The sequence below is a fragment of the Mesorhizobium sp. 10J20-29 genome, assembly GCF_054130485.1.
On record NZ_CP199156.1, the window covers coordinates 1731990 to 1756705 of the forward strand.

Annotated in this window: 20 protein-coding genes; 3 read left to right on the top strand and 17 right to left on the bottom strand. The window is 65.4% G+C overall.

Features of this window, described 5'->3' with window-relative positions; genetic code table 11:
- Nucleotides 1-31: 31 nt before the first annotated feature.
- The 14 genes from ACT2BZ_RS08280 to ACT2BZ_RS08345 all read right to left on the bottom strand — a co-directional run bounded on the left by ACT2BZ_RS08280 (nucleotide 32) and on the right by ACT2BZ_RS08345 (nucleotide 16066).
- Complete coding sequence (locus ACT2BZ_RS08280) at nucleotides 32-1078, bottom strand: alpha/beta fold hydrolase (RefSeq protein WP_457940404.1); 1047 nt, start codon at nucleotides 1076-1078, stop codon at nucleotides 32-34.
- A 44-nt stretch (nucleotides 1079-1122) separates the two neighbouring features.
- Nucleotides 1123-1773: a VOC family protein gene (locus ACT2BZ_RS08285; RefSeq protein ID WP_457940405.1), complete on the bottom strand. Its 651-nt coding sequence runs from the start codon at nucleotides 1771-1773 to the stop codon at nucleotides 1123-1125.
- Between the two features lie 126 nt (nucleotides 1774-1899).
- Complete coding sequence (locus tag ACT2BZ_RS08290) at nucleotides 1900-3531, bottom strand: ATP-binding protein (RefSeq protein ID WP_457940406.1); 1632 nt, start codon at nucleotides 3529-3531, stop codon at nucleotides 1900-1902.
- Nucleotides 3515-3844, bottom strand: a complete 330-nt coding sequence (locus ACT2BZ_RS08295; RefSeq protein ID WP_457940407.1) for a hypothetical protein — start codon at nucleotides 3842-3844, stop codon at nucleotides 3515-3517. Before ACT2BZ_RS08295 ends, ACT2BZ_RS08290 begins: the two co-directional genes overlap by 17 nt.
- Nucleotides 3845-4082: 238 nt before the next feature.
- On the bottom strand, nucleotides 4083-4454 hold the full coding sequence (locus ACT2BZ_RS08300; RefSeq protein WP_457940408.1) for a hypothetical protein: 372 nt from the start codon (nucleotides 4452-4454) through the stop codon (nucleotides 4083-4085).
- A gap of 102 nt (nucleotides 4455-4556) precedes the next feature.
- Nucleotides 4557-5189: a response regulator gene (locus tag ACT2BZ_RS08305; protein WP_457940409.1), complete on the bottom strand. Its 633-nt coding sequence runs from the start codon at nucleotides 5187-5189 to the stop codon at nucleotides 4557-4559.
- A gap of 4 nt (nucleotides 5190-5193) precedes the next feature.
- Nucleotides 5194-8424, bottom strand: a complete 3231-nt coding sequence (locus ACT2BZ_RS08310) for a sensor histidine kinase (RefSeq protein ID WP_457940410.1) — start codon at nucleotides 8422-8424, stop codon at nucleotides 5194-5196.
- 316 nt (nucleotides 8425-8740) lie between these two features.
- On the bottom strand, nucleotides 8741-9523 hold the full coding sequence (locus tag ACT2BZ_RS08315; protein ID WP_457940411.1) for an SDR family oxidoreductase: 783 nt from the start codon (nucleotides 9521-9523) through the stop codon (nucleotides 8741-8743).
- A complete protein-coding gene (locus tag ACT2BZ_RS08320) occupies nucleotides 9520-10698 on the bottom strand; it encodes a hypothetical protein (RefSeq protein WP_457940412.1) in 1179 nt (392 codons plus the stop codon). Before ACT2BZ_RS08320 ends, ACT2BZ_RS08315 begins: the two co-directional genes overlap by 4 nt.
- Nucleotides 10699-10713: 15 nt before the next feature.
- Complete coding sequence (locus tag ACT2BZ_RS08325) at nucleotides 10714-11928, bottom strand: amidohydrolase/deacetylase family metallohydrolase (protein ID WP_457940413.1); 1215 nt, start codon at nucleotides 11926-11928, stop codon at nucleotides 10714-10716.
- A gap of 71 nt (nucleotides 11929-11999) precedes the next feature.
- On the bottom strand, nucleotides 12000-13085 hold the full coding sequence (locus ACT2BZ_RS08330) for a Gfo/Idh/MocA family protein (RefSeq protein ID WP_457940414.1): 1086 nt from the start codon (nucleotides 13083-13085) through the stop codon (nucleotides 12000-12002).
- An 80-nt stretch (nucleotides 13086-13165) separates the two neighbouring features.
- Nucleotides 13166-14326, bottom strand: a complete 1161-nt coding sequence (locus ACT2BZ_RS08335) for an ABC transporter substrate-binding protein (protein ID WP_457940415.1) — start codon at nucleotides 14324-14326, stop codon at nucleotides 13166-13168.
- A gap of 74 nt (nucleotides 14327-14400) precedes the next feature.
- Complete coding sequence (locus ACT2BZ_RS08340) at nucleotides 14401-15246, bottom strand: ABC transporter permease (protein WP_457940416.1); 846 nt, start codon at nucleotides 15244-15246, stop codon at nucleotides 14401-14403.
- 7 nt (nucleotides 15247-15253) lie between these two features.
- A complete protein-coding gene (locus tag ACT2BZ_RS08345) occupies nucleotides 15254-16066 on the bottom strand; it encodes an ABC transporter ATP-binding protein (protein WP_457940417.1) in 813 nt (270 codons plus the stop codon).
- 261 nt (nucleotides 16067-16327) lie between these two features.
- On the opposite strand from ACT2BZ_RS08345, the gene ACT2BZ_RS08350 reads away from it, so the two are divergent.
- The 3 genes from ACT2BZ_RS08350 (at nucleotide 16328) to denD (ending at nucleotide 20274) form a co-directional block, all read left to right on the top strand.
- Nucleotides 16328-17293 carry a MurR/RpiR family transcriptional regulator gene (locus ACT2BZ_RS08350; RefSeq protein ID WP_457940418.1) on the top strand — a complete coding sequence of 322 codons (966 nt, stop codon included), beginning with the start codon at nucleotides 16328-16330 and terminating at the stop codon, nucleotides 17291-17293.
- A gap of 43 nt (nucleotides 17294-17336) precedes the next feature.
- Nucleotides 17337-19118 (top strand): NAD(P)-binding domain-containing protein, encoded by a 1782-nt coding sequence (locus ACT2BZ_RS08355; RefSeq protein ID WP_457940419.1) that lies wholly within the window; start codon nucleotides 17337-17339, stop codon nucleotides 19116-19118.
- A gap of 169 nt (nucleotides 19119-19287) precedes the next feature.
- Complete coding sequence (gene denD, locus ACT2BZ_RS08360) at nucleotides 19288-20274, top strand: D-erythronate dehydrogenase (RefSeq protein ID WP_457940420.1); 987 nt, start codon at nucleotides 19288-19290, stop codon at nucleotides 20272-20274.
- 54 nt (nucleotides 20275-20328) lie between these two features.
- On the opposite strand, the gene ACT2BZ_RS08365 is transcribed toward denD, so the two are convergent.
- From ACT2BZ_RS08365 to ACT2BZ_RS08375, 3 genes are read right to left on the bottom strand one after another with little or no spacing between them, the layout of a single operon-like run.
- Complete coding sequence (locus tag ACT2BZ_RS08365; RefSeq protein ID WP_457940421.1) at nucleotides 20329-22134, bottom strand: ABC transporter ATP-binding protein; 1806 nt, start codon at nucleotides 22132-22134, stop codon at nucleotides 20329-20331.
- Nucleotides 22131-23075 carry an acetamidase/formamidase family protein gene (locus tag ACT2BZ_RS08370; RefSeq protein ID WP_457940422.1) on the bottom strand — a complete coding sequence of 315 codons (945 nt, stop codon included), beginning with the start codon at nucleotides 23073-23075 and terminating at the stop codon, nucleotides 22131-22133. The genes ACT2BZ_RS08365 and ACT2BZ_RS08370 overlap by 4 nt, the downstream gene beginning before the upstream one ends.
- Entirely contained in the window at nucleotides 23065-24711 is a 1647-nt protein-coding gene (locus ACT2BZ_RS08375) for an ABC transporter substrate-binding protein (protein WP_457940423.1), read from the bottom strand. The genes ACT2BZ_RS08370 and ACT2BZ_RS08375 overlap by 11 nt, the downstream gene beginning before the upstream one ends.
- Nucleotides 24712-24716: the final 5 nt, after the last annotated feature.

Consider the following 24716-nt stretch of genomic DNA (forward strand, 5'->3'; position numbering starts at 1 on the left):
CGGACAAGGGGCCTTACGGTCGCCGGCGGGATCAGCTCCCCGCGCTTGCCGCCAGCACCGCCTCGAAGAAGGCCTGCGGTGCCTCCTGCGGCAAGTTGTGGCCAACGCCGCCTGAGACGAGGCGATGCTCGTACCGGCCTGTGAACATTCTTGCATAGGCGGCGGGATCCGGATGCGGCGCACCATTGGCATCGCCTTCGAGGGTGATGGTCGGGACGCCGATGGTCGGCGCCTGCGCAAGCTGTTCCTCGAAGGCATCATATTGCGGCTCGCCCCGGGCAAGGCCAAGGCGCCAGCGGTAGTTGTGGATGACGATCGCGACATGGTCGGGATTGTCGAGCGCTGCGGCACTGCGCTCGAACGTCGGTTCGTCGAAAGCCCAGCGCGGCGAAGCCAGATGCCAGATCTGCCTCGCGAAATCGCGCGTGTACCGGGCGTAGCCCTCACGGCCGCGCTCGGTCGCAAAATAGAACTGGTACCACCATTGCAGTTCCGCCTTCGGCGGCAGGGGCAGCTTGCCGGCCTGCTGGTTGCCGATCAGGTAGCCGCTGACCGAAACCATCGCCGTGCAGCGTTCCGGGTAGAGGGCGGCGACGATGTTGGCGGTACGGGCGCCCCAGTCGAAGCCGGCGATCGTAGCCTTCTCGATCCCGAGAGCGTCCATCAGGTTGACGACGTCCAGCGCGAGGGCCGATTGCTGACCGTTGCGCTTTGTCTCGTCCGAGATGAAGCGTGTGGTGCCGTAGCCGCGCAGATGGGGAACGATCGCGCGGTAGCCCCTTGCCGCGAGAAGCGGTGCAACGTCCACATAGGCGTTTATGTCGTAGGGCCAGCCGTGCAGCAGGATCACCGGGGGCCCGTCCGCCGGCCCGAGGTCGACATAGCCGACATCGAGCAATCCAGCGGCGATCTGCCGGACCGGTCCGAGCGAGGCCGAAGCCTGGACGCCTGCGGCCTGTTTCGGGCTTGATGCGGCCATGGCCGGCGCGCGCGCCGCAAGGCTGGCTGCCGCAAGGGCCAATGCCCCCGCGCCGAGCAGCCTGCGGCGTGCGAGATCGATTGTCGAAGTCCCGCTCATCTCGAACTCCATAGCACTTGCGATGGCCAGTGGCGTTGCTGCCGCTAGACCGGCAGCTCGCTGCCGGCCTGTTCTGCCACCATGTAGTCGGCGTACCAGTCCGGCCAGCTGTCGTCGTGCTGGCCGCCGGTCCGCTTTTCGTGCTCGCCATGCGCGGCGCCGGCGCGCCGGAGCGCGGCGGCAAGATCGGAAGGCGACGAGAATGTCGTCGCGGTCGCGTCTACCCGGCCTGGCAGCCGCGCCGTCACTTCCTGCAGCAGCCAATTGTTGCCGTCTGGGTCGCTGAAGTTGGCATAAGACGAGTAGCTGCGCCGCTGCGGATCGCGACCCTTGACGGGTGGCTGGCCGGGGCCTTCGCGATGAAAGATCTCGCTCACCTCGACGCCGCGTTCAACGAGTTCGGCACGAGACTTTTCGATGTCTGAAACAACCAGAATCGTCGCGCCTGCCGAGCCGGGCACGGCAGATGTGAGACCCGTGCCGAAATGAATGGAACTCGGCGACCCAGGAGGCGTGAATTGCACGACGTGAAAATAGTCGCCGACCACGAAGTCGGCGTCCAGCCGCCAGCCGATGCTGCCGTAGAAGCTCTTGGCCCGGTTCACGTCAGCGACCGGAACAACGACGACCTCGAGCTTCATATCGCCCGGCCTGACCGACGACACCTTGTCCGTACTGCTTACGACCTGATCCATGCTGGCCTCCTTTGGATGACTGATTGATCTCTATCGGTCGGCAACGTGCTCGACTGAGCGGGGACTCTACGTCGTATGCGGATCAGGAACTTTCAGCTTCGAACGATGCCCGGCGCTCGGGTGCTTTTAGCCGGCAAGCTGTTCCGCGCGTGCGGCCCATGTTGGAGCCCCGGCAGGTTCGACTCGGACCGGCACCGCGCCGAGCGTCATCGGGGCTTCGGCAGGCAGCGCGATGTGAAACACCGCGCCGCGCGGCGCATTGGCCGTCACCCAGAACCGCCCGCGATGCGCCTCGACAACCGAGCGGCAGAACATCAGGCCCATGCCCATGCCGCCGGTCTTGGTCGACACGAAGGGCTCGAAGATGCTGTCGGCCATGTCGGGGGAGACGCCTGTGCCGGTGTCGGCAACGGTGACATGCACCTCTCCGCCGGGCCGGCGCTCGGTTGCTATCCTGATGCGCCGCTGCCTGTCGCCGACCTCCCGGACGGCGTCTAGGCCGTTCTGGATGAGGTTGCAGATCACCTGGTGCAGCTGCACCGGATTGCAGAAGACCGAAATATCCGTCTTGAAGTCCGTTTCGATCTGGATGCCGTCGAGATCAGCCTCGCCGGCGGCCGCGCAGGCTGCGTCCTGGACGACGGTATTGAGGTTGATCGACTGGCGCTCCTGGGCTCCCTTCACGAACATGGCGCGGATGCCGGCGATGATCTTGTCGACCCGGTGTCCGTCGCTGATTATTCGGCGCAGTGCCTCGTCGACCTCGTCGAGCTGGGGCTTGTCCCTGCCCAGCCAGTTCCGCGCCGCGCCGGCATTGGTGATCATGCTGGCCAGCGGTTGCCGGATTTCATGCGCGATGGTGGCCGAGAATGCCTCCATTGCAACCAACCGGTTCTGCCGGCTGCGCCGTTCCGCAGCGGCCAGTCGCGCCATCCGCGCGAAGACGGTGGTCACTTCAGAGATCAGGACCAGCGGCAGGATCGTCACGGCGACGAGTTCATAGGATCGCCCGGCCCACCAGCCGACGCTCAACCGGGTGCTGCCCCCGGGAGAGAGGAAAAGGACGAGTTCCATCGCGAAGGCCAGCAGGACAAGGCTCATCCACACGTCGAGCAGATTGCGTCGCCGCAAAAGCAGCAAGCCGGCACCGAGCGCGTAGAGGGCAAGCGCGAGGACGGGGACGAAGCGCCAGGATGCGGCGGCGCCCGACATGTCGGCGACCGGTGTCTGAGCGACGGGTGTTACAGCGAAGAAGAAGCACAGCGCCAATCCCGCGCCGGCCGCGGCAAGGATCATCGTCCGGACGAGCGGCGCGATAGCCGGCAGCGTTGTCCCACGGCTGGTCGGTGCGAGCGCGTAGCCAAGCGCGACGAGCGGGAAGGCCAATCGCCTTATCGCGTCGATGACCGCTGCCGTCTGCGCTCCGAAGTCGAGGCCGAATGTCGCGAAGACGGCCGGGAAGGTCAACGCCCATGCCGGCATCATCAGCACGTTGAAGATGTAGCCGCAGGCAAGCACGAGCAGAGCCGTGGAACGCTGCAGGCCGTAGAGCGACAGCAGCAGTGCCGCGGTGACGGTCTCGAGCACGGTCGCGGCGGCCGCATAGGCTGGCAGCAGGGCCTCGCTGCCGGGGCCTGCCGTGGCACCTAGCGGCACGCCCGAGGCGAAGGCGGCGAGCAGTCCGGTCAGAAGGCCAGTTGCCGCCAGCAACTGCGTCTTCGTCGCAAAGGCAGAAGGCGCGCTATCCGGCATCGACATCGTGGCCGCGATTCCGGCTGCTGCCGCTCGCCGCAGCTCCCAGGATGACGAGCCCCGCCCGCCGCGTCGCCGCGATGGAGCGACGTATCGCCTCCACCGCTTCGGCGAGGTCGGGCTTGTCCCTGTCCAGCCATCTGAGGCACGCCTCGGAATTCAGGGCGATCGCGGTAATGGGATCCTGCATGTCATGCACGATCGACGTGTTGGAGACACCGTTCCGCTCCAGGCGGGCGGGCCGGCCGCTCGACTGGGCTGCGTCGGTTGCAGAAGCAGCGCATCCACCGTCCGGACTTTCCATGAGATACATCATCACGGCGCTTTTCCTTTACCGGTAAACGTCGCGCCGCCATGCGGATATCTGAAACGATTCCGTGAATGCCAGTCCAGTTGGCGCGAACAAGCAAGAGATCGTCTTTGAATGCATTTCATCATGGCCGGGTGTTTCGTGGCACCCCACCATGAGGGCCCGGGCATCCCCCCTTTAGGGGTGCTGCTCGCGTCTTGCGGGATGCCGATAAGACAGACAGCCGCAGGTAGCGTAGGGGACGGTCTCATTCGGGCGGCCGCCGGCGCACACTGATCTTTCGCCGTCCGTAGACCGCAGCGTCCACGGACCAGGCGCCGGGCCCGATCAGCGCGAGACTGACACTGGCGCCGACGAGCCCCCAGAAGGGCAGTGTCCAGTGGCCTTGATGGAGGCCCTCATAGGCGAGCAGCAGGCAAAGCGCCGAGGCACCGAAGGACGTTCCCAGGCCAAGCGACAGGGAAATCACGATCCCGGCCATGGCCGCCAGCAGGATCGGATGCTCGATTTTCGGCTCGCCCAAGGCCAGGCCTGCCGCGCTGCCTGCCAGCGAGAACCGCAGGATGAAAAGGCCCGCGCCCGGCAGTGCGTCTGGAAATCTGGAAAGCAGTCGCTGCACGGGTCACCTCGATCGAGGCAAGGCTACGCCCGTGAGGCGGGATTGGCAGCCTCGTTCGAAGCCCTGGCAGCCCCCTCTTTAGGGGTACCTAAAGTTGCGGATCTAGAGCGAGATCAGTCCACGCTTCAGGCCGAGCGTCACAGCATGCGTGCGGTCGTTGGCGCGCAACTTGGCCAGAATGCTCTTCACGTGGCCCTTGACGGTCTCCTCCGTGATTCCGAGTTGCGAGGCGATCAACTTGTTCGAGTTGCCAGCCGCAATGAGGTCGAGAACCATCAGCTCGCGGGCACTGAGCGTGTCCTCGGCCAGATAGTTGGCCATGTCGGCGGCGACATTGACGTCGATCCGCTTCTGTCCCTTGTGAACCAGCCTGATCGTGTCGAGCAGTTCCTTGCGGACCGAGCTCTTGAGCAGATAAGCCTGGGCACCGGCGCGAAGGGCGCGCTTGGCGAGCTCGTCGCCCGCATAGGTGGTCAGGACGATGATCCGCGCAGTGGCGAACTCGCCGCGTATCGCGCCGATCGTGTCGATGCCGCTGAGACCAGGCATCTGCATGTCCAGCAGGACGACGTCGGGCCGATGCTGGCGGAACTTTTCCAGCGCTTCGTGCCCGTCGCGCGCTTCCGCGACGAGGTCGATGTCGGGCTGGCCGGCGACCAGCGCGGCGATGCCCTCGCGCACCAAAGGGTGATCGTCCACCGCAAGCAACCGTATCCGTACCTGTCCAGTTGTCACTGCTCTACGACCTTCCTGCATGCTGTGTCTGGGTGGCCCGGACGTAGGCGAGTTTGGCCGGGATGCTTACCTCCAGTTCGGTGCCCTTGCCCGTCTTGCTCCAGAGGGTGAAGGTTCCGCCAATCCTTTCGGCCCTTTCGCGCATGCCGGGCAACCCCCAGTGGCCCGCCTTCATGCCCTCCTCGAGCACCTGCGGGTCGATGCCGCGGCCGTCGTCCCTGACCCTCAGCCGCAGCGCCGCGTCGGAATAGGTAAGCTCGCATTCGACCTTCGAGCCGTTTGAGTGCTGGAACGCGTTGCGCAGTGCTTCGCGCGCCAGCCTGTAGAGCTCGTCGCGGATGACCGGATTGACGAGGCGACTGTGTCCTTCCACCAGGATCTCGACATTGAGTCTTCCGGGTTCAGCGGCCGCCAGTTCGCTTGCCAGCGCCCCGAGTACCTCGGGCAGGTCCTTGTCCACCAGCGGCGCGGCCCGAAGTTCGTGCACGGCGTCGCGGCCCTCGATCAGCGCCTGGTCGCCGCGGTCCATGGCGATCTCGAGGTGTTCGGTCGCCTTGGCAGGGTCCTGGGGAAGCATCGAGCGTGCTGCCTGCAGCCTGAACATGATTCCGTGAAAGCCCTGCAGCAGCGTGTCGTGCAGCTCGCGGGCGATGCGCGTGCGTTCCATCACCCGCTCCTCCGAGCGGATCTCGTACTGGTGCGTGATCTGGGCAATTCGGTAGCGGTAGGCGCCGAACAGCAGCAGCGCCAGAGCTGCCATGACGGCTGCCCGGAACCACCATGTCGCCCACCAGGGCGGCAGGACCGTGATGCCGAGCATCGCGCCGGGCTCCGTCCAGGCACCGCGCGCGGTCGCCGCCTGGACCTCGAGCTGATAGGTGCCGTGCGGCAATGTGGTGAAGCTCACCTGCCGGCGCTTGCCCTCGTGCCATTCGCTGTCCAGTCCCCGAAGCCGGTAGCGGTAGCGGGTCGTGTCCGGGCTGGAGAAGCTGAGCGCCGAGAAAGCGATCGAGAACTCGGTCACGTCGGGCGCTATGCTGATGTTCGTGGCATAGGTGACGGAGCCATCGAGCGGCGGCGTGCCGGGCATGACGGGCTCGCCCGACAGGCGCAGCTCCGTGATCAGGACCGGCGGGGTGAAGCCGTGCGCGACCGGGGCATCGGGCCGCACCACCGTCGCGCCGGCGAAGCCGCCGAAGTACATCTCGCCCTGCGCGTTCCTGGAGCACGCATTCCAGCCCGTCAGGTCGTTTCCGGGCAGGCCGTCGGCGGTCGAGAAATTGTTGAACACGCCGGTCGAGCGACGGAAGTGCGAGACGCCGTTGTTGGTGCTCATCCACAAGTCGCCGTTCCCGTCGGCCAGGATGCAGCTGACCGCCTCGCCGGGCAGCCCGTCGGCCGCAAAGTAGCTCCTGACCACTGACCCGCTCTTGCCGTCGAATGCGTTCAGCCCGTTCTGCGTGCCGATCCAGAGGATGCCGTCGGCGTCGAGGTGCAGCGTGTTGATCGTGTTGTTGCTGATGCTCTTGCGGTCGTCGGGGTCATGCGTGAACGAGGCGAATTCCGATGACTTCGGGTCGAAGCGGAAAAGACCGGACGTGCTGCCCAGCCACAGCAGGCCCTGGGCGTCCTCGACAATCGAGAAATAGGGCTCTGCGCCGGCGGTCAGGTCTCGGCGGAAGGTCGTGAACCCTTCGCTTTCTTCGTCATACCTGAGCAGGCCATTCCACGTCGTCAGCCACATCGCGCCGCCACGGTCGAAGAAGATGCGCGTGACGATGTCGCTGCTGAGCGAGCGGTCGTCGTCGGGCCTGTAACGGAAGTTCGTCACGGCCCCGGTCGCCCCGTCGATCCTGAACAGCCCCGTTCCGAGCGTGCCGACCCAGAGGTTCCCGCGCGGGTCCCGAATTGTCGTCAGGACCTCCATGGGAACATTCGGGCCGAGCAGCTCGACCACCTCCGATTGCCGGGTCGTTCGGAAGAGCCTCGTCAGTGCGCCGCCCGAACCGATCCAGACATCGTCCTGGGCCCCGGCAAAAATCGAGTTGACCAGGAACTCGCCCGACGCGCTGGGATGGACTTCGGGCAGACGGATGGTCTCGAACAGCGGTGCGACGCCCGGGAAGGAGTTCGGCGGCGTCGCATGGAGGCCGGCCCATATGTTGCCTTCCGAATCCTCGAACAGCGCAATGACGCGGTTTTCGGCGAGGCTTTCGCTGTTGCTCTGGTCGTGCCGATAGCTGAGGAACAGGTTGTTCGTCCGGTCGTACTTGAGCAAGCCGGCGCCCATGGTGCCGAGATAGATCGTGCCGTCCGCCGCCTCGACGATGGCAAATACGCCGGTCAGCCCGTCGCTTTCGGTCTGCGGATCGCTGAAGGTAAGCTGCGTCAGTTCGTTGGTTTGCCGATCGTAGGTCGCCAGCCCGTTGCCGGACCCGTAGATGATCCAGAACACGCCATGCCGGTCTTCGTGGAAGTAGAACTCACGCACCTCCACGCGCAGCGGTATCCTGATCGAGACCTCGCCGGTCTCCGGATCGAAAGCTTCCAGGCCCTCGCTCGTTGCGACCCAGAAAGTGCCGGTCCGGTCCACGCCTGTGGACTTGATGTCGTCGCTGGAAAGCGACCGCGGATCGTCGGGATCGGCGCCGAAGCGCTCGACCGCGCCAGTGTCCGGGTCGAGCCTGTAGAGACCCTGGCCGGTTGCCAGCCAGAGCTTGCCCCTGGGGCCTTCGCTGATATGGATGACGATCGGATCGCGCTCGCCGAGCCGGATGTGGCGGAAGGTTTCCGTTTCCTTCTCGAAGCGGTCCAGCCCCTGATCGCTGCCGACCCAGACGCGGCCCGAACTGTCGTTGAACAGCGCGTAGATGAACACGCCGCTCAGGCTGCCGGCACGGCCGACATCATGCTTGAAGACGCGGAAGTTGTAGCCATCGAAGCGGTTCACGCCGTGCTGGGTTCCGAACCAGATGAACCCTTCGTCGTCCTGCATGATCTGCGCGACGCGCGTCTGCGACAGGCCCTGGGCAAGCGACAGCCTGCGGAAACGGACGTCGTTTGCCGGCAGGAGCGCCAGCGTCTTCGTGTCGGGCAGGACGTGCGCCGTGCGCGGCAGCTGCGAAGCGGCAAGTACAGGGCAGGCGAGGAGAAGCATGAAGGCGATCAGAACGGCGAGGCCGCACAGGCCAATCGACAGGCGCTGCCGATCTGCAGCCTGCCAACTGCCCGACATTTGGACCGCTCGCCTCAACATCGTTCCCCACCGAAAGGCCGCTGGAGCCTTGACCGCCAGCGACTGGAACCCGGCCGCTTCTTACCAGATGCATGTCACCGCGCAGCCGGATTTGGTCCCGGTTGTCCAGTTTTGGGGCTGTCGGCGGTTGCGGAAACGCACGATGATCGACAATACCGCCGGCCCGGGCACGCCACCAGGCCCCTGGTGCCACGGTGTCGGCACCGATCTTCCACCTTTTCGCGCAGGCCGGCAAGCGTGGGCGGTCCGGTCCGCGGTTCGGAAGGCGGATGGTTCGGCACGCCCGGTTCAGGAACTAGAAATCCTCGACCGTCAGCTCGCGCGCCATGACGATGTTGCCGGCGGTCAGCCCGCAATCGACCGGGAGAGCGACGCCTGTCACGGCGCTCGCTGCGTCGGAGGCGAGGAAGGCGATGACCCGCGCGACCTCGTCCGGCTCGACGATGCGACCGAGCGGATACCACCGCTCGAGCTGTTTCAGCACGTCGGGATCCTTGGCTTTGCGCTGGTCCCAGATCGGCGTGCGCACCGTGCCGGGCAGCACGCAGTTGGCGCGGATGCCGTAGCGGCCATATTCGAGCGCGATGGCCTTGGTCATGGCGATGATGCCGGCCTTGGCGGCGCTGTAGGCGGGATCGCCGAGCGCCGACAGTCCGTTGACCGAACCGACGCTGACGATGCTGCCTGAACGCCGTTTCACCATTTGCGGCAGCACCGCGTGTGCACAGGCATAGGCGCCGTTGAGATTGGCTGCCACGTCGGCGGCCCAGCCCGCCGGATCGGTTGCCGCCAGCGTCGGGTGGCTGGAGACGCCGGCATTGTTGATCAGGAGATGCACCTCGTCGCCGAAGCCTTCGAACGCTGCCTTGACCTGGTCGGCATCGGCAATGTCGGCGATGGCGGGCCTTACCTCGATCCCGTCCTTGCCGAGCAGGCCGACGAGCTCGTTCACCCTGTCGCTCCGGTCAAGCGCCGCAATGGTGGCGCCCTCCGCGCCAAAGAAGCGGCAGAGCCATTGGCCGATGCCGCCGGCGGCTCCCGTGATGGCTACCGTTTTGCCGGCAAACTGTCCGCTCATGAGGTTCCCCGCAAGGCTTCGCCGATCCAGGCGAGGTTGGCGCGTCGGAGGTGGCCCCAATTGTAGAAAGCGAGTTCGTCCACGCCGCCCTCGCGCAGTGCCGCGACCGCGGCAAGAAACTCGCCCTTGCTGGAAAGGTCGGGGTGCGACGGGCGCAGAATCCCGCGAAAGTTGCCGGCACCCTTCAGCCGACGGCGAATGTCGAAGAGGTCGGCCTTAACCCGCATCGCGTCGGGTTCGTAGAAGCAGGCTTCGATGATGCCCGCGCTGCCGGCCAGCGCGGCGAGATCGCTGCCTTCGTACCAGGCGCCGGCCGTCGGTCGCGCGACCGACGGGATGACGGCGACATTGGCGTCCTTGCGGACGGCCGAGCGGATTTCGCCGACGAGCGAGGTCACGACTCCGCTGCGGAAATCGATGAAGCGGCGCAGGTCGCCGTCGGCGGCGACGTCGGCCATCCAGAAGGCCTCGGCCATGTCGGCCGGGTAGTCGATGTCGCTGTCGAGATAGGCCTCGATATCAGCGGCGGTTTCAGCCTTGAGGCGGCGGGCGTCTATGCCGGCCTTTTCCGCACCGGCGATGCAGTGGTTGCAGAAGCAGAGACCGAGCCGGTTTTCCAGCCATGCGTTCGACTTCATCAGTGCGAACTCGTGGTGGAAGCCGTGCGCATAGGGCGCGAAGCCCGGCGATTCCAGCGTGATGCCGCTGACCGGGTAAGTCTCGGTGACGTCGCGGGCGAGGCCGACGGCATAGGCACGCGCTTCCGGCGCCGACGGACAGAGACTGTAGTGGTAGGGATCGCCGAAGGCGTTGCGCACGACGGCGTCGGGGTTGGCCATGCCGAGCCGCGTATTGTGCAGCAGCACCAGCCAGGCGTTTACGGCCATGCCGCTTGCATCGACGAGCTCCTGCAGCATGTCGCGTTCGCCGACCAGTTGGCTGGCGACCGGCTTGATCGCGCCGTAGCGCGACGGGTCGGCCCTGAAATAGACCGTGCCGTCGTCGGGGAAATAGACCTTGCCGGCCTTGCCGTGCGGCCGCATGAACTTGCCGGCATGGTAGCTGCCGGCCATCGTCACCGTGTTGAGGCCGAGCGCGCGGAATTCGTCCGCGGCAGCGACGACCCCTGTCTCGGCGAGGTCCCAGGCATAGGTGTAGATGGCCTTGTAGCTCATGCGGTTTGCCCCGGTTCAGCGATGATCGTGGCTGGCATGGCCGGAAAGCACAAACGGTTCCTCGAACGGGCGGCGGCTCACCTCCATCGCCCTGCCGTCCAGATAGACGGCGACCGGCTGCAACAGGGTCGAACCCTGCCGGGTTGTTCCGACCACGTCCTCGAAGACGTAGTCGCTGTCGACCTGGCGCAGCACGGTGATATCGGCTGGCGCGCCGACACCGAGATGGCCGAGTTCGGGATGGCGCATGGCGAGTGCCGGGCGGTTCGCCGACATGCCGACGACATCGGGCAGGGACAGGCCGCAATTCAGCAACTTGCTCATCGTGTGCAGCAGGTCATAGCCCGGTCCCTCGACGGCGATCACATGGACGTCCGACGAGATCAGGTCGGGCGGAAAGCCTTCGCTGAGCGCCTGCTCGGTTGTTTCGTAACCGAAGGCGCCCATGCCGTGGGCGATGTCGAACAGGACGCCGCGTTCGCGTGCGGCGCGCACTTCCTTCATGATCCGGCGGTCCGCGCCGAGCGCGGAATTGGGCTCCGGCCGGAAGCAATGCGTGAGGATGTCGCCCGGACGCAGCATCGAGACGACGTCCGCGTAGCTCGGCGGCGCGGTGCCGATATGCGTCATCAGGGGCAGGTCGACGGCGTTGGCCGCCTCCAGCGCAGCCTCGAGCGCGCCCAGCCCGAGGTCGCCGGTCACCGGTCCGCCGATGCGGACCTTCACGCCCACGATGCGGTCGCGGTTGGCCTCGATCTTGGCGACGCAGCGGTCCACCGGCAGCATTTCGCGCAGCCGCGCCTCGCCCAGCGAAACGCCCTTGTCGAAGCCGAATATGCCGGGGAAGGAAACGTTGAGGAACGCGAATATGCGGTAGGGCGAGTGCTGCATCACATAGTCGCGGAAGCCGTCAAAGTTGCCGGCGCCCGCACTGCCCGCATCGACCATGGTGGTCAGCGCCGAGCGCCGCGCAATGAAACCCGGATCGACGCTGAGCGACGTCGCCTTGTGATAGACATGGGTGTGGATGTCGATGAGGCCGGGCGCCACGATGGCCCCGCCAACGTCCTCGACCACACGGCCCGCGGCTGCGAGCGAAGCACCCACGGCGGCGATCTTTCCCCCGGAGATGGCAACGTCCGTCACGGCGTCGATGCCGTTTCGCTCATCGAGGACGCGACCGCCCGTCAAGACCAGATCGTAGCCTTGTGCGGCTGCCGGCTGACTCATCGAATTTCTCCGGTTGTTCGGGTCTCCATGGACGGCCCGGTCGGACCGTCCATGGCTGGGTGCGAGGCCGCTCAGTCCAGCTCGACGACCCGCTTTTCGTTGATCGACTGCTCGGCTGCCAGCACGATGCGCAGGCTGTTCACCGCGGCATCCATGGACTCGGTGAGGTCGAGATCCTCCTTTATGGCCTTCAGGAAGAACGCCTGTTCGCGGTCGCAGAGCTTCTGGTGCCCCGGCTCGTCGGTCATGTTGAACATCTCGTCCTTCTTGACGAAGTTCTTGTCCGGACCGACCTCTGCGTGGTGGTAGCGGATCGCGTCGGTCTTGGTGTGGCGGTCGATGTCGGCGGAGTCCGAGATGTCCTCGAGCTGGTCCTTGCCTTCGGAATGGCCGGCCACGATCGAGACCGCTCCCTTCGGCCCCACGACATCCTTCACGAAGAAGGCTTCCTCGCTCATCATCGGGCCCCAGCCGGCCTCATACCAGCCGACCGATCCGTCGTCGAAGGTGACGTGGAGGTGGCCGTAATTCTGCTTGTCGGCTTCCGCCCAGAGTTTTGCGCCGATGCCGTGCACCCGCACCGGCTTGGCGCCGGTCAGCTGGCACATCACGTCGACATAATGCACGCCGCAGTCGACGATCGGGATCAGCGAGTCGATCAGGTTCTTGTGCCAGGCCCAGGCCGGACCGTTGCTCTGCTGGTTCAGGTTGAGTCGCATCACCAGCGGCTTGCCCAGCGTCTGCCCGAGTTCGATGAACTTGATCCAGCTCGGGTGCACGCGCAGGATGTAGCCGAGCACCAGCTTCTTGTTCTTTTCCCGCGCCAGCTTCACCACCGCCTGGGCATCGGCGATGTTGGTGGCCAGCGGCTTTTCCATGAAGACATGCGCGCCGGCATTGATCGCCTTGATGGCGTATTCGGCATGCGTGTTCGGCCATGAATTGATCGAAACCGCGTCCGGCTTGGTGGCCGCGAGCGCCTCTTCATAGTCCTCGAACAGCGGATATCCCTTGAGCTCGTCCGGGATCGGCTTCGACTTGATCGAACGGCTCATCAGCCCGACGATCTCGAAGCCCGGGTTGCGGTGATAGGCGCTTGCGTGGGAGGCGCCCATGTTGCCGAGCCCGACGACCAATACTCTTACCTTGTCAGGCATGATGCCCTCCCTGTGATGCTTGTCTGTCAGTGGCGGGCGGCGCATGCGCCGCCCGCATTTTCCTTAGTCCGGTTGGCCCGTCAGCCCGGAACGGCCTGGTCGTAGAGATGCGCCTTGACGTTATCGACGTCTATCGCCGCGAACGCATCGCTGAGCTTGTAGCCGTCTGCGTCGGCTTTGACCTTGGCATGGTCGAAATCGTTGGCGGCCGCAATGCAGGCATTGGTGCAGACGTCTTCCGCCTTGACCGGATTGGAGATCTGGCCGAGCTCGTGGATCTGGTCGAAGAAGGTCTGCCAGGCCGTCATGTCGTGGTCGCCCCAACCGGCGCGCTTGTCCATGTCGCCGCGGAATACGGCGATCTGCTGCAGGATCGACGTGGTGCCGAGTTCCGGCCCGATGTTGGTGGCAAGTGTCGGGAACTGCTCGAACACGGCTTCCACCGCCGCGCGCGGATTCTGGTAGCCGAACTCGAGACCCATCGCCCAGCCGCGCAGATACTTGTCTAGGAAGGCCTTCCTTTCGGGGTCGTCAACGTCGGCAGCACGCACCACGAAGGTGTTGGCAAAGAGCGGCGACTTCTTGACGCCGAGCCAGTACTCGAAGTCGAGGCCGGTGCCGATCCATTCGGCGCGCAGTCCCTCCCAGCCAAGAGCTGCATCGCCCTGGCCGGCCTTCAGCGCGGTTGCCCAGGTGGGCCAGCCGGCTTCGACATACTTGACCTTCGTGACGTCGACGCCCTGGACGGCGAGCATCGGGTCGACGATCGACTGCCAGGCAGCAGAGCCGAGCAGGATGGTCTTGCCCTCGAGTGTCTTCAGGTCGTTGGTACCTTCGCCCTTGCGGAAGGCAAGGCTGAACGTGTCGAGCGCGCCCATGTGGAAGGCGGACTTCAGCTTCATGCCGTTCTCCAGCGCGAACGAGAACACGCCGGGCGACGGAAAGCCCATGTCGGCCTGGCCGACATCGACAAACTTGACGGTCGCCGTGCCGTCCGAGGGACCGGGCTGCATGTCGGCCTCGACGCCGAGGTCGTCGAAATAGCCCATCTTCTTGCCGATCCAGTAGGGGTAGTCGTCGAGCACTTCGAGCGTGCCGCGCGGCGAGATCCAGGTGAACTTGGAATAGGGCTCGGCGCTCGCGCCGCGCGTGCCGAGCGCGGTCGCGCTGACGACGCCCGCGGCGGAAACCTGGAGGAAGGTGCGGCGGCTGAGGCCGCCCGACATGAAGTTCCTGATCATAGCTTTTCCCCTTTATGTTGGACGTTCCGATAGTTGCTTTCCCGGCGCCCGCTCCAGCAGGCTTCGGTCCTGGATCAGGCCTCCCAGCTGGCGTAGCGCTTCCCGAGCAGGAAGAAGAGCACGTAGATGAGAATGCCCAGAATGGAGAGGATCAGGACGACCGCGAAGAACTGCGGCATCTGGATCATCGACGAGTAGGAGGTCAGCCGGTTGCCGAGCCCGAAGCCACCGCCGACCATTTCGGCGCCGACCGCGGTCAGCAGCCCGAAGATCGAGCCGACCATCAGGCCGACGAAGATCATAGGCAGCGCCATCGGCGCGCGGATCTTCCAGAAAATCTGCAGCGTGGAGGCGCCATAGGAGCGGGCGAGCGCGATCTTGCCCTGGTCGACGCGGCGGAAGCCGGTCGCGGCGTTGATCATCACCATCGGGCCCGAGGCGAGCGCCACCGCGATGATGCGCGGTTCATAGCCGAAGCCGAAGCGCAGGATGAGCAGCGGTACGAGCGCCAGCATCGGCGTCGTGACGAGCAGCAGGATGTAGGGCGTGACGATCTTCTCGACGAAGGGAAACTGGGTGATCACGGCTGCGAGAATGAGGCCGACCGATGCGCCGATGGCGAAGCCGCCGAACAGTTCGACCAGCGTATGGCCGAGATGCGGCGCGATGAAGTGGAAGTCGTAGACCAGCGCGACGGCGATCTCGCTCGGCTTGGGCAGCACATATTGCGGCACGTCGAAGATGTTGAGGGCGAGCTCCATGCCGCCAATGACGATGACCGCGACGAGGATCACCGCGAACACCTCGCCCGCCGACTTGATGCCGGGACCCGAGGTCAGGGCGGACATGTTGGTGATGCCGACATCGCTGCCGCCGTCCGCCTTGCTCTTGAACACCGGTATCGCGTCGGTTTCGCTCACATCGTCCTCACTGGGCTGCCGGGAGAGATTCGGCCATCGCAGCGTCGCGATCGGCGTAGCGGCTCTGCTGCGTGCCGACGATCTCCTGCTTGATGGCGTTGGTGAGGTCGAAGACCTCCTTGGTGGCCATGATCTCGGGGGAGCGGGGGCGGGCGAACGGCACCGTGTGAATGTTGGCCACTCGGCCGGGCCGGGGGCTCAGCACCACGACGCGATCCGACAGGAAGATCGCCTCCTCGATCGAATGGGTGATCAGGACGATGGTGGTCTTGGTGTCGAGCCAGATTTCCTCGACCAGCCGGTTCATCTCCTCGCGTGTGAAGGCGTCCAGCGCACCGAACGGCTCGTCCATCAGAAGCACGGAAGGCTTGAAGGAAAGCGCCCGCACGAGCGCGGCTCGCTGCTGCATGCCGCCGGAAAGCTCGCGCGGGAAGCGGCCGCCAAAACCCTCGAGGCCGACGCGGTTGAGCAACTCGTCGACCCAGATGCGGTCGGGCTTGATGCCCTTGATCTCGAAAGGGAAGTTGATGTTGGCGTCGAGGTTGCGCCAGGGCAGTAGGTTGGCGTCCTGGAAGACCATGCTGATATCGGGGTTCGGGCCGGTCACCGGCACGCCGTCGAGCTGCACTTCGCCGGCGGAAAGTCCATGCAGTCCCGACATCGACCACAGCAGTGTGGTCTTGCCGCAGCCGGACGGCCCCACGATCGAGACGATCTCGCCTTCCATGATGTCGAGCGAACAGCGGTCGATTGCCAGCAAGTCACCGGAACGGGTGCTGTACACCTTGGTGGCGCCTTTGACTCCCAGTTTGGGGGGCATGGAAACTCCTGCCGGCATCGTCCCTCACGCAGTGCTGCTTACCCGACTGGCGACTCCGGCAAAGCCGGTGACGTTCGGGAAACCAGTCTGTAACTATCCGACTTTCCGAGTCAAGCGCGCTTTCCGCGCTGTAGGCTTTTCGGCACGAATCCACGATCTGTGGGGTTTTCACGCTTGCGTAGTGTGTAAGTTTCCTACATCCTGTGAAAACGAACCTTGGGTAATTGGCGATACTTCGACGAGAGATGACCGGCAAGTAAGATGGAAGTCGAATTCGATCAGGGAGCCGACAGGCCGAAGATGCAAAGACGCAAGCCCGACGAAGCTGCCGGCGAATCCCATGCCAGGCCGATCCCGGACATTCTCTCGCAGATCAGGGATTCATACGCCGAACTGCGCCCGGCCGAACGGCGGGTCGCAGACGCGGTGCTTGCCGATGTCACCTTCTCGGTCGATGCATCGAATGCGGAGATCGCCAGGCGCGCCGATGTCAGCGAGCCGACGGTCACGCGCTTCTGTCGCGCGATCGGCTGTGATGGCGTGCGCGACTTCAAGCTGAAGCTGGCGCAGAGCGTGGTGGTCGGGCGGCTCTATCTTTCGCCGGTTGCGCCATCCGAGCCCAACGGCAACGGCTCGCCGCTCTGGAACGTCGTGTTCGGCGAGGCCCGCAATGCATTGAGCGCCGTCGAGCGCAGCATCGACCCGAAGGACGTCATCGCTGCCGCCGACATGGTGGCGAATGCCCACCAGGTCGTGGTCTTCGGCCTCGGCGGCAGTTCGACCGCGCTTGCGCAGGAAACCCAGAACCGGCTGTTCCGCTATGGCGTCGTCGTGTCGGCGCATTCGGACCCCTACGTCATGAAGATGGTGGCTTCGACGCTGAAGCCGAACGACCTGGTAATCGCCATTTCAGGCACCGGGCGGACCAAGGAAGTGGTCGAGGCGACGGTGCTGGCAAAGCACTATCGCGCCAAGGCAATTGCCATCACCGCGCCCGACACCGACCTCGCCGAGGCAGCCGACCTGGCGCTGACCGTCGACGTACCGGAATACCAGGACGTGCTGAAGCCGACCGCCTCGCGCTATGCGTTCCTCGCCATCATCGATCTGGTTTCGACCGCTGTCGGCTACCGCCTCGAACCCGATGCGCGCGAGACGTTGCGCAGGATCAAGTACACCGTGCTCAACCACCGCAAAGGGAAGGTGCTGGAGCCTCTCGGCGATTGAAGTTCCCGTGGCGCCCGTCGCCACCCAGATCCGGAGAATGCTGATGCATGACACTGCACCCGCGGCAGAGGCGGCGGCCTGGCTCGCGACGTTCGGCGACACGCTCGCATCGGGCGACGTGGACGCGACGCTCGCGCTGTTTGCCGACGACTGCTACTGGCGCGATTTCGTGGCCTTCACCTGGAACGTCAAGACGATGGAGGGCAAGCCGGCAATCGCCGACATGCTGCGGGCGACGCTCGCCGCCGCCAGACCGTCCGACTGGCAGGTCACCACCGCGTCAGGTTCGCGCGGTGAACCGGTCGAGGCCTGGTTCACCTTCTCGACCGCTGCCGGCAAGGGCAACGGCATCCTCCGCCTCGAGGGCGGAAGCTGCCGCACCATCCTCACCACGCTGCAGTCGCTCGATGGCCACGAGGAAGCGTCCGGGCGAACCCGGCCGATGGGCGTGCGCCACGGCGCAGACCGCAAACGCACGACCTGGTCCGAAGACAGGGCCCGCGAGGCTGAGGCACTCGCGACCGGCACCGCGCAGCCCTACTGCCTGATCATCGGCGGCGGCCAGGGCGGCATCATGCTCGGCGCCCGGCTAAGACAGCTCGGCGTGCCGACGGTGATCGTCGAGAAGAACATGAATGCCGGCGATTCCTGGCGCAACCGCTACCGCTCCCTCGTCCTGCACGACCCGGTCTGGTACGATCACCTGCCCTACATGCCCTTCCCCGACAACTGGCCGGTCTTCACGCCCAAGGACAAGATGGGCGACTGGCTCGAGATGTATGTGAAGGTGATGGAACTGACCTACTGGGGCGGCACCGAGTGCGTTTCGGCGCGCTTCGACCCCTTGGAAAAACGCTGGATCGTGGAGTTGCTGCGGGACGGCCGGCCGATGACCCTGCACCCCACGCAACTGGTCTTCGCAACCGGCGCCTATGGTCCGCCGAAGATGATCGACCTGGCCGGTTCGGATGAGTTCGCCGGCGAGGTGATCCACTCCAGCCAGTATTCCGACGGTGCTCCCTACAGGGGCAAGAAGGTCGCCGTCATCGGTGCGGCCAGCTCCGCCCACGATGTTGCGGTCGACCTCTGGGAGGCCGGCGCCTACGTCACCATGGTGCAGCGGTCGCCGACGACGGTGGTGAGGTCCGAGACGCTGATGGAGCTTGCCTTCGACATCTACTCCGAGACGGCGGTCGAGAACGGCATCGACGTCGACAAGGCGGACCTGATCGCGGCCTCGACGCCCTTCGCGCTGCAGCCGCCCATCCAGCAGGCGCTCTACGAGCGCATCCGCGCCCGCGATGCCGAGTTCTACCGCAAGCTCGAGGCGACCGGTTTCCTGCTCGACTTCGGACCTGATGACACCGGGCTTTTGATGAAGGCCTACCGGACGGGCTCGGGCTACTATGTCGATGTCGGAGCCTCCCAGCTGATCATCGACGGCGAAATCGGCATCAAGGCGGGAAGCGAGATCGAGCGGCTGACGCCAACTGGGCTGCGCTTTTCCGACGGCAGCGAGATCGAGGCGGATGCAATCATCCAGTCGACCGGCTTCCAGTCGATGCATGAGGTGGTGGCGAAGATCGTGTCGCGCGAGGTTGCCGATTCGATCGGCACCTGCTGGGGGCTGGGTTCCGGGACGCGCCATGATCCGGGTCCGTGGCACGGCGAACTGCGCAACATGTACAAGCCCGTGGCGCAGGAGAACCTGTGGTTCCAGGGCGGCAATCTGGCGCTGTCTCGCTTCTTCTCGAAATTCGTCGCCCTGCAGATCAAGGCGCGGATGGAAGGCATCGACACGCCGGTCTACGCGCCGCCCCTCTAGCCGGCACGGCATCTCCAGCCGAAGCCGGTCCGATCGGTTGCCGGGCTAGTGACAGCGGCTGCTGCCCGGCACATATTGCGAATCTCCGAAACAGGCCGGGAGCATGCGGCGGCGGCGCGAGCGATGGCGCAGCCGCAACCTCCGGGAGAAAGAAGGATGGTAACCCGAGATGCATGTTCTGGTAATCGGCGCGGCCGGCATGATCGGCCGCAAACTGGTTGCGGCGCTGACCGGCAGGAAAGCCCTCGCAGGGCGCGACATCGAGCAATTGACGCTGGCCGACATCGTCAAGCCCGAGGCGCCGGCGTTTTCCGGCAAGGTCGATTGCCTTGCCATCGACCTCTCGGTCGACGGCGCTGCGGCCGGCCTCGTCGCCACGCGTCCCGACATGATCTTCCATCTGGCTGCAATCGTCTCGGGCGAGGCCGAGGCCGATTTCGAGAAGGGCTACAGGGTCAATCTCGACGGCACGCGCGAGCTGTTCGAGGCGATCCGCCTCGAAAGCGCCAAGGGCCCATACTGCCCCAAGCTCGTCTTCACCTCATCCATCGCCGTCTTCGGCGAACCGCTGCCGGCCGTCATCGACGACAATCATGGCCTTACGCCGCTGACCAGCTACGGCACCCAGAAGGCGATCGGCGAATTGCTGCTTGCCGACTACTCGCGGCGCGGCTTCTTCGACGGCATCGGCATCCGCCTGCCCACCATCACCATCCGGCCGGGCAAGCCGAACAAGGCGGCGTCGGGCTTCTTCTCGGGGATCCTGCGCGAACCGCTGGCCGGCATGGAGGCGGTGCTTCCGGTCAGCGAGGACGTGCGGCACTGGTTTGCCAGCCCGCGCGCCGCCGTGCGCTTCCTGGTCCATGCCGCGGAGCTCGACACCGCGCCGCTCGGCAGCCGTCGCTCGCTGACCATGCCGGGCCTGGCCGCAACCGTGGGCGAGGAGATCGAGGCCCTGCGCAGGGTGGCCGGCGAAAAGGCGGTCGGGCTGATCCGCCGCGAGCCAGATGCGACGATCATGAAGATCGTCGGCGGCTGGCCGCAGAGCTTCGACCCGCGCCGTGCCCTGGCACTCGGCTTCGAGGCTGAAAATTCGTTCGACGAGATCATCACGGCGCATGTCGAGGACGAACTCGGCGGCCGCATTCCGCAATAGGATCGGCCTCGACCCGTCCCGGAAAAGCCGCGCGACGTCTTCGCGACGCTCGCGCTAGTTTCCTGCAACCAGGTGACCGCCGCCGGTATCGCGCAGCGTGACCGTTGCCGGGCTCTTTCCCCTGGCATGGACCGGGCTCGGCACTTCGCCCTGCATGCGTGGAAAGCGGGCCCGGCGCTTTGCCGGGTCGGGGATGGGCACGGCGTCGATCAGCCGCCTCGTGTAGGCATGCTGCGGGTTGGAAAAAACCTGGTCGCGCGTGCCCAGCTCGACGATCTGGCCGAGATACATGACCGCGACGCGTTCGGAGATGTTCTCCACCACCGCCATGTCGTGCGAGATGAAGAGATAGGCGATGCCAAACTCCGCCTGCAGTTCCTTCAGCAGCTCAAGCACCCGCGCCTGCACCGAGACATCGAGGGCCGAGACGCTCTCGTCGGCGATGATCAGTTTGGGCCGCAAGGCAAGCGCGCGAGCGATGCAGATGCGCTGGCGCTGGCCGCCGGAAAACTCGTGTGGATAGCGCTCCATCTGGTCCGGGCTGAGGCCGACGCGGTCGAACAGGGCGGCGACCCGCTCGCTGCGTTCGGAAGGCGTGGCAATGCCGTGGATGATGAGCGGCTCGCCGACCAGGTCGCCGACGCGCATGCGCGGATCGAGTGAGGCGAAGGGGTCCTGGAAGATCATCTGGATGTCGCGCCGCACGCGCTTCAGGCCGTGGCGGTCGAGGCCGGCGATGGACGTGCCGCCAAGCCGGATGTCGCCGGTGAACGGCACCAGTCCGGCCAGCGCCTTGGCGATGGTCGACTTGCCGCAGCCGCTTTCGCCGACCAGCGAAAAGGTCTCCCGGTCGCGGATGGTGAAGCTGACATTCTCGACGGCATGCACGCGGTGGGTGGCGCGGCCAAAAATGCCGCCGCGAATGTCGAAGCCGACCGTCAGCCCTTCGACATCGACCACCTTGCCGGCGCCACCGGCCAGTTGCGCCGTTCCGCTCGCCATGCCGTCGCCGAGGCGGGGAACGGCGTCGAGAAGGCTACGTGTGTAGTCCTGAGATGGCGCCGCAAAGAGCGGGCCCACGGCGCCGCTCTCGATCATCCGCCCCTTCTGCATGACGATGACCCTGTCGGCCATTTCGGCGACGACGCCCATGTCGTGGGTGATGAGGATGATGCTGGTGCCAAAGTCGTTCTTGAGATCGCGCAGCAGTTCAAGCACCTCGCCCTGCACGGTGACGTCGAGGGCGGTTGTCGGTTCGTCGGCGATGAGCACGTCGGGGCGCAGCGCCAGTGCCATGGCGATCATGACTCGCTGGCGCATGCCGCCTGAAAGCTCATGCGGGTATTGCTTGAGCCGGGTCTCGGCCTGCGGGATGCGCACCGCGTCGAGCGCCTCGATGGCGCGTTCGCGCGCCGCGCCGCGCGGCAGCGAGGTGTGCGCCTCGATGGCTTCGATCAGCTGCCGGCCGATGCTGAGCACCGGGTTGAGCGAGGTCATTGGCTCCTGGAAGATCATGGCGATACGGTCGCCGCGAATGCGCCGCATCGCGGCTTCGTCGAGCGTTGCGAGGTCCCGGCCGCCAAACAGGATGGAGCCCCCGGAAATCCGCACGGCGGGTTGCGGCAGCAGCCCCATGATGGCGAGCGAGGTTATCGACTTGCCCGAGCCGGACTCGCCGGCAATGCACAGGGTCTCGCCGCGCCGGAGGTCGAAGGTCAGCCCCTCGACCAGCGGCGTGTCGCCCGCACCGGTGCGGGCGACGACGTCGAGGCCGTTGACGGACAGCACGTTTTCCCCGGGCGCGCCGGACGGCTGGTCCGACACGTCCGGGATGATGCTGGCGGCCGGCGCTGCGTTCATTCGAAGACGCAGCGCGGGAAGTAGAACGACACGACCCAGTTCGGCATGTCGACGATCTCGCTGATCCGGAGATCGCCGCACGTCGAAACCAGCATGTAGGCGTCGACGGCGTTCATGTTGTAGCGCGAAGCCAGCATGTCGACCATCTGGCTGACGGCGCTGCGCGCCCCGGCCATCAGGTCAGTCTCGATGCCAGTGGTGACTTCATACCCCTTGGCGTCGAGATGGCGCGTCACCGGGCCGGGCGTGGTGAAGCGCGGCGTCTTCAGCCGCGCATCCTTGACCAGGTCGAGCGTCAGCACGACATCCATCGGGCTTTCGATCGCCGTGCCACAGACCTCACCATCGCCCTGTGCGGCGTGCGTGTCGCCGACCGAGAACAGGGCGCCGGCAACCTCGACAGGCAGATAGAGCGTCGTGCCTGCCGCCAGATCGCGAATGTCGAGATTGCCGCCGACGCGCCGCGGCGGCACCACCGAGTGCAGGCCGGGTTCGGCCAGTGCATTGCCGATGGTTCCGGCGAAGGGCTTCAGCGGCACCCGGCCATGCTTGCCGAACAGGGCCGGCTCGAGACTGTCCGGATCGTATTTCCAGACATTCAGCGCCGGTTCCTTGAAGTCGTCCGCCAAGAGGCCGAAGCCCGGAATGTTGGCGGTCCAGCCAAAGCCCGAGGGCTTGAAGCTGTCGATCGACACCTTGATGGCGTCGCCAGGCTCCGCGCCCTCGATGAAGATCGGGCCGCTGACCGGATTGATCTTGCCGAAGTCGAGCGTTGCGACATCGGCGACGGTGCTCGACGGGCCAAGCTGGCCCGCCGAACTGTCATGGCAGTGGAACAGGATCGTCGATCCCGGCGCCACCCTTTCAGCCGGGACAAGCGAATTGTCCCAGCCGAAGTGATGCTGCGCACCATGAATTGTATAGTCGCACTTACTGCACATCGGTCACGAACACGTAGTCGTAGTTGACGGGGATCGAGACCGGGTCGACGTAGAGCGCGTCGGCGCCGCCCATGCGGGGCGACTTCATGGTGAAGCGCTGTTCGTTGAAGACCGGAACCCACGGCGCGTCTTCCATGATCTTGCCGTAGATCTCGCTCCACATCTTCGAGCGTTCGTCGGCCTTGGCCGGATCGGTGACCGAGTCGGCTTCGGTCGCCATCTTGTCGAGGTCCTCGTTGCAGTACCACGACCAGTTCCAGCCGCCTTCCACGGCACCGGCGCAGCCGAGGATCGGGCCATAGAAGTTCGACGGGTCGGGGAAGTCGGCGATCCACGCCATGCCACCCGACCAGATCATCGGCGCCTGGTCCTTTTCGCCGCCGGCGGCGATCACGTTGGCCTGGGCCAGCGACAGGATCGAGGCCTTGATGCCGACCGCCGAGAGATCCTGCTGGATCGCCTGGGCGATGCGCGGGTTGGGGTCGGTGTTCATGACGAAGAGTTCGGTTTCGAAACCGTCGGCAAGTCCGGCTTCCGCGAGCATGGCCTTGGCCTTCTCCGGATCGTAGGCGTAGCCCTCATAGGCATTGTCGTAGCCGGGCATCGAGGGCGGCAGCGGCTGGTTGGCCGGGATCGCCCGGTTGTTGATGATCTGGACCACGCGGTCCTTGTTGATCGCCATGTTGACGGCCTGGCGCACTTCCTTCTTGTCGAAGGGCGCCATCTCGACATTCATGGTGATGTAGCCGGTGTGCAGCTGGCCGCCTTCGACGACGCGCGCCTTCTGCTCGGGATCGGCCATGACCTCCTGGAACTTGGCCGGCGGAATGCCGTCGCCCGGCACGTCGACCTCGCCCTTCTGCAGACGAAGCAGGGCGACGATTGGCTCCTGCCCGACCTCGAAGGTGATCTGGTCGAGGTAGGGCAGGCCCTTGCGCCAGTAGTCCTCGTTGCGTGCGAACACGAGGCGCTGGCCGATGGTCCATTCGCCGAGCTTGAAGGCGCCCGTGCCAACCGGCTTCTTGCCGAAGTCGGCGCCGGCTTCCGCGACGGCCTCCTGCGGGACGACAGAGGCGAAGTTGAGCGCCATCACATGCAGGAAGGTGGCGTCGGGACGCGAGAGTTCGATCTTCACGGTCATCGGATCGACGACGGTGACGCCCGACAGCGTCTCGGTCGAGCCGGCGGTGATCTCGTCAAAGCCCTTGATCGAGCCGAAGAAGCCGGCGCCGGGGCTCTGGGTCTTGGGGTTGGTGACGCGATCGAGCGAATATTTCACGTCGTCGGCCGTCATTTCGCGGCCATTGTGGAATTTCACGCCCGAGCGGAGCTTGAAGGTGAAGGTCTGACCGTCCTCGGAAATCTCGTAGCTCTCGGCCAGGCCCGGACGCAGCTCGGTGGTTCCCGGCTTGTAGTCCATCAGTCCGTCGAAGATGCTCTTGATCATCGACCAGTTCTGCCAGTCGTAGCCGATCGCCGGATCGAGCGTGGCGACATCGTCCTTGTAGGTGATGACGATGCTGCCGCCCTGCTTGGCGGCAGGATCGAGCATCTCTTCCTGCGCGAGCGCCGGAGCGCCTGCCATCAGCACGGCAAGTGCCGATGCCGATACGGTAGTGCGAAGCCAGTTGTTCATGAGTG

What these genes read in the sequence shown, in the direction of transcription:
- ACT2BZ_RS08345 (WP_457940417.1), bottom strand. Translation starts at nt 16,066, where the DNA reads ATGCCCCCCAAACTGGGAGTCAAAGGCGCCACCAAGGTGTACAGCACC.
- ACT2BZ_RS08365 (WP_457940421.1), bottom strand. Translation starts at nt 22,134, where the DNA reads ATGAACGCAGCGCCGGCCGCCAGCATCATCCCGGACGTGTCGGACCAG.
- ACT2BZ_RS08375 (WP_457940423.1), bottom strand. Translation starts at nt 24,711, where the DNA reads ATGAACAACTGGCTTCGCACTACCGTATCGGCATCGGCACTTGCCGTG.
- ACT2BZ_RS08350 (WP_457940418.1), top strand. Translation starts at nt 16,328, where the DNA reads ATGGAAGTCGAATTCGATCAGGGAGCCGACAGGCCGAAGATGCAAAGA.
- ACT2BZ_RS08290 (WP_457940406.1), bottom strand. Translation starts at nt 3,531, where the DNA reads ATGTCGATGCCGGATAGCGCGCCTTCTGCCTTTGCGACGAAGACGCAG.
- ACT2BZ_RS08280 (WP_457940404.1), bottom strand. Translation starts at nt 1,078, where the DNA reads ATGAGCGGGACTTCGACAATCGATCTCGCACGCCGCAGGCTGCTCGGC.
- ACT2BZ_RS08315 (WP_457940411.1), bottom strand. Translation starts at nt 9,523, where the DNA reads ATGAGCGGACAGTTTGCCGGCAAAACGGTAGCCATCACGGGAGCCGCC.
- ACT2BZ_RS08285 (WP_457940405.1), bottom strand. Translation starts at nt 1,773, where the DNA reads ATGGATCAGGTCGTAAGCAGTACGGACAAGGTGTCGTCGGTCAGGCCG.
- ACT2BZ_RS08335 (WP_457940415.1), bottom strand. Translation starts at nt 14,326, where the DNA reads ATGATCAGGAACTTCATGTCGGGCGGCCTCAGCCGCCGCACCTTCCTC.
- ACT2BZ_RS08320 (WP_457940412.1), bottom strand. Translation starts at nt 10,698, where the DNA reads ATGAGCTACAAGGCCATCTACACCTATGCCTGGGACCTCGCCGAGACA.
- ACT2BZ_RS08330 (WP_457940414.1), bottom strand. Translation starts at nt 13,085, where the DNA reads ATGCCTGACAAGGTAAGAGTATTGGTCGTCGGGCTCGGCAACATGGGC.
- denD (WP_457940420.1), top strand. Translation starts at nt 19,288, where the DNA reads ATGCATGTTCTGGTAATCGGCGCGGCCGGCATGATCGGCCGCAAACTG.
- ACT2BZ_RS08355 (WP_457940419.1), top strand. Translation starts at nt 17,337, where the DNA reads ATGCATGACACTGCACCCGCGGCAGAGGCGGCGGCCTGGCTCGCGACG.
- ACT2BZ_RS08370 (WP_457940422.1), bottom strand. Translation starts at nt 23,075, where the DNA reads ATGTGCAGTAAGTGCGACTATACAATTCATGGTGCGCAGCATCACTTC.
- ACT2BZ_RS08325 (WP_457940413.1), bottom strand. Translation starts at nt 11,928, where the DNA reads ATGAGTCAGCCGGCAGCCGCACAAGGCTACGATCTGGTCTTGACGGGC.
- ACT2BZ_RS08310 (WP_457940410.1), bottom strand. Translation starts at nt 8,424, where the DNA reads ATGTCGGGCAGTTGGCAGGCTGCAGATCGGCAGCGCCTGTCGATTGGC.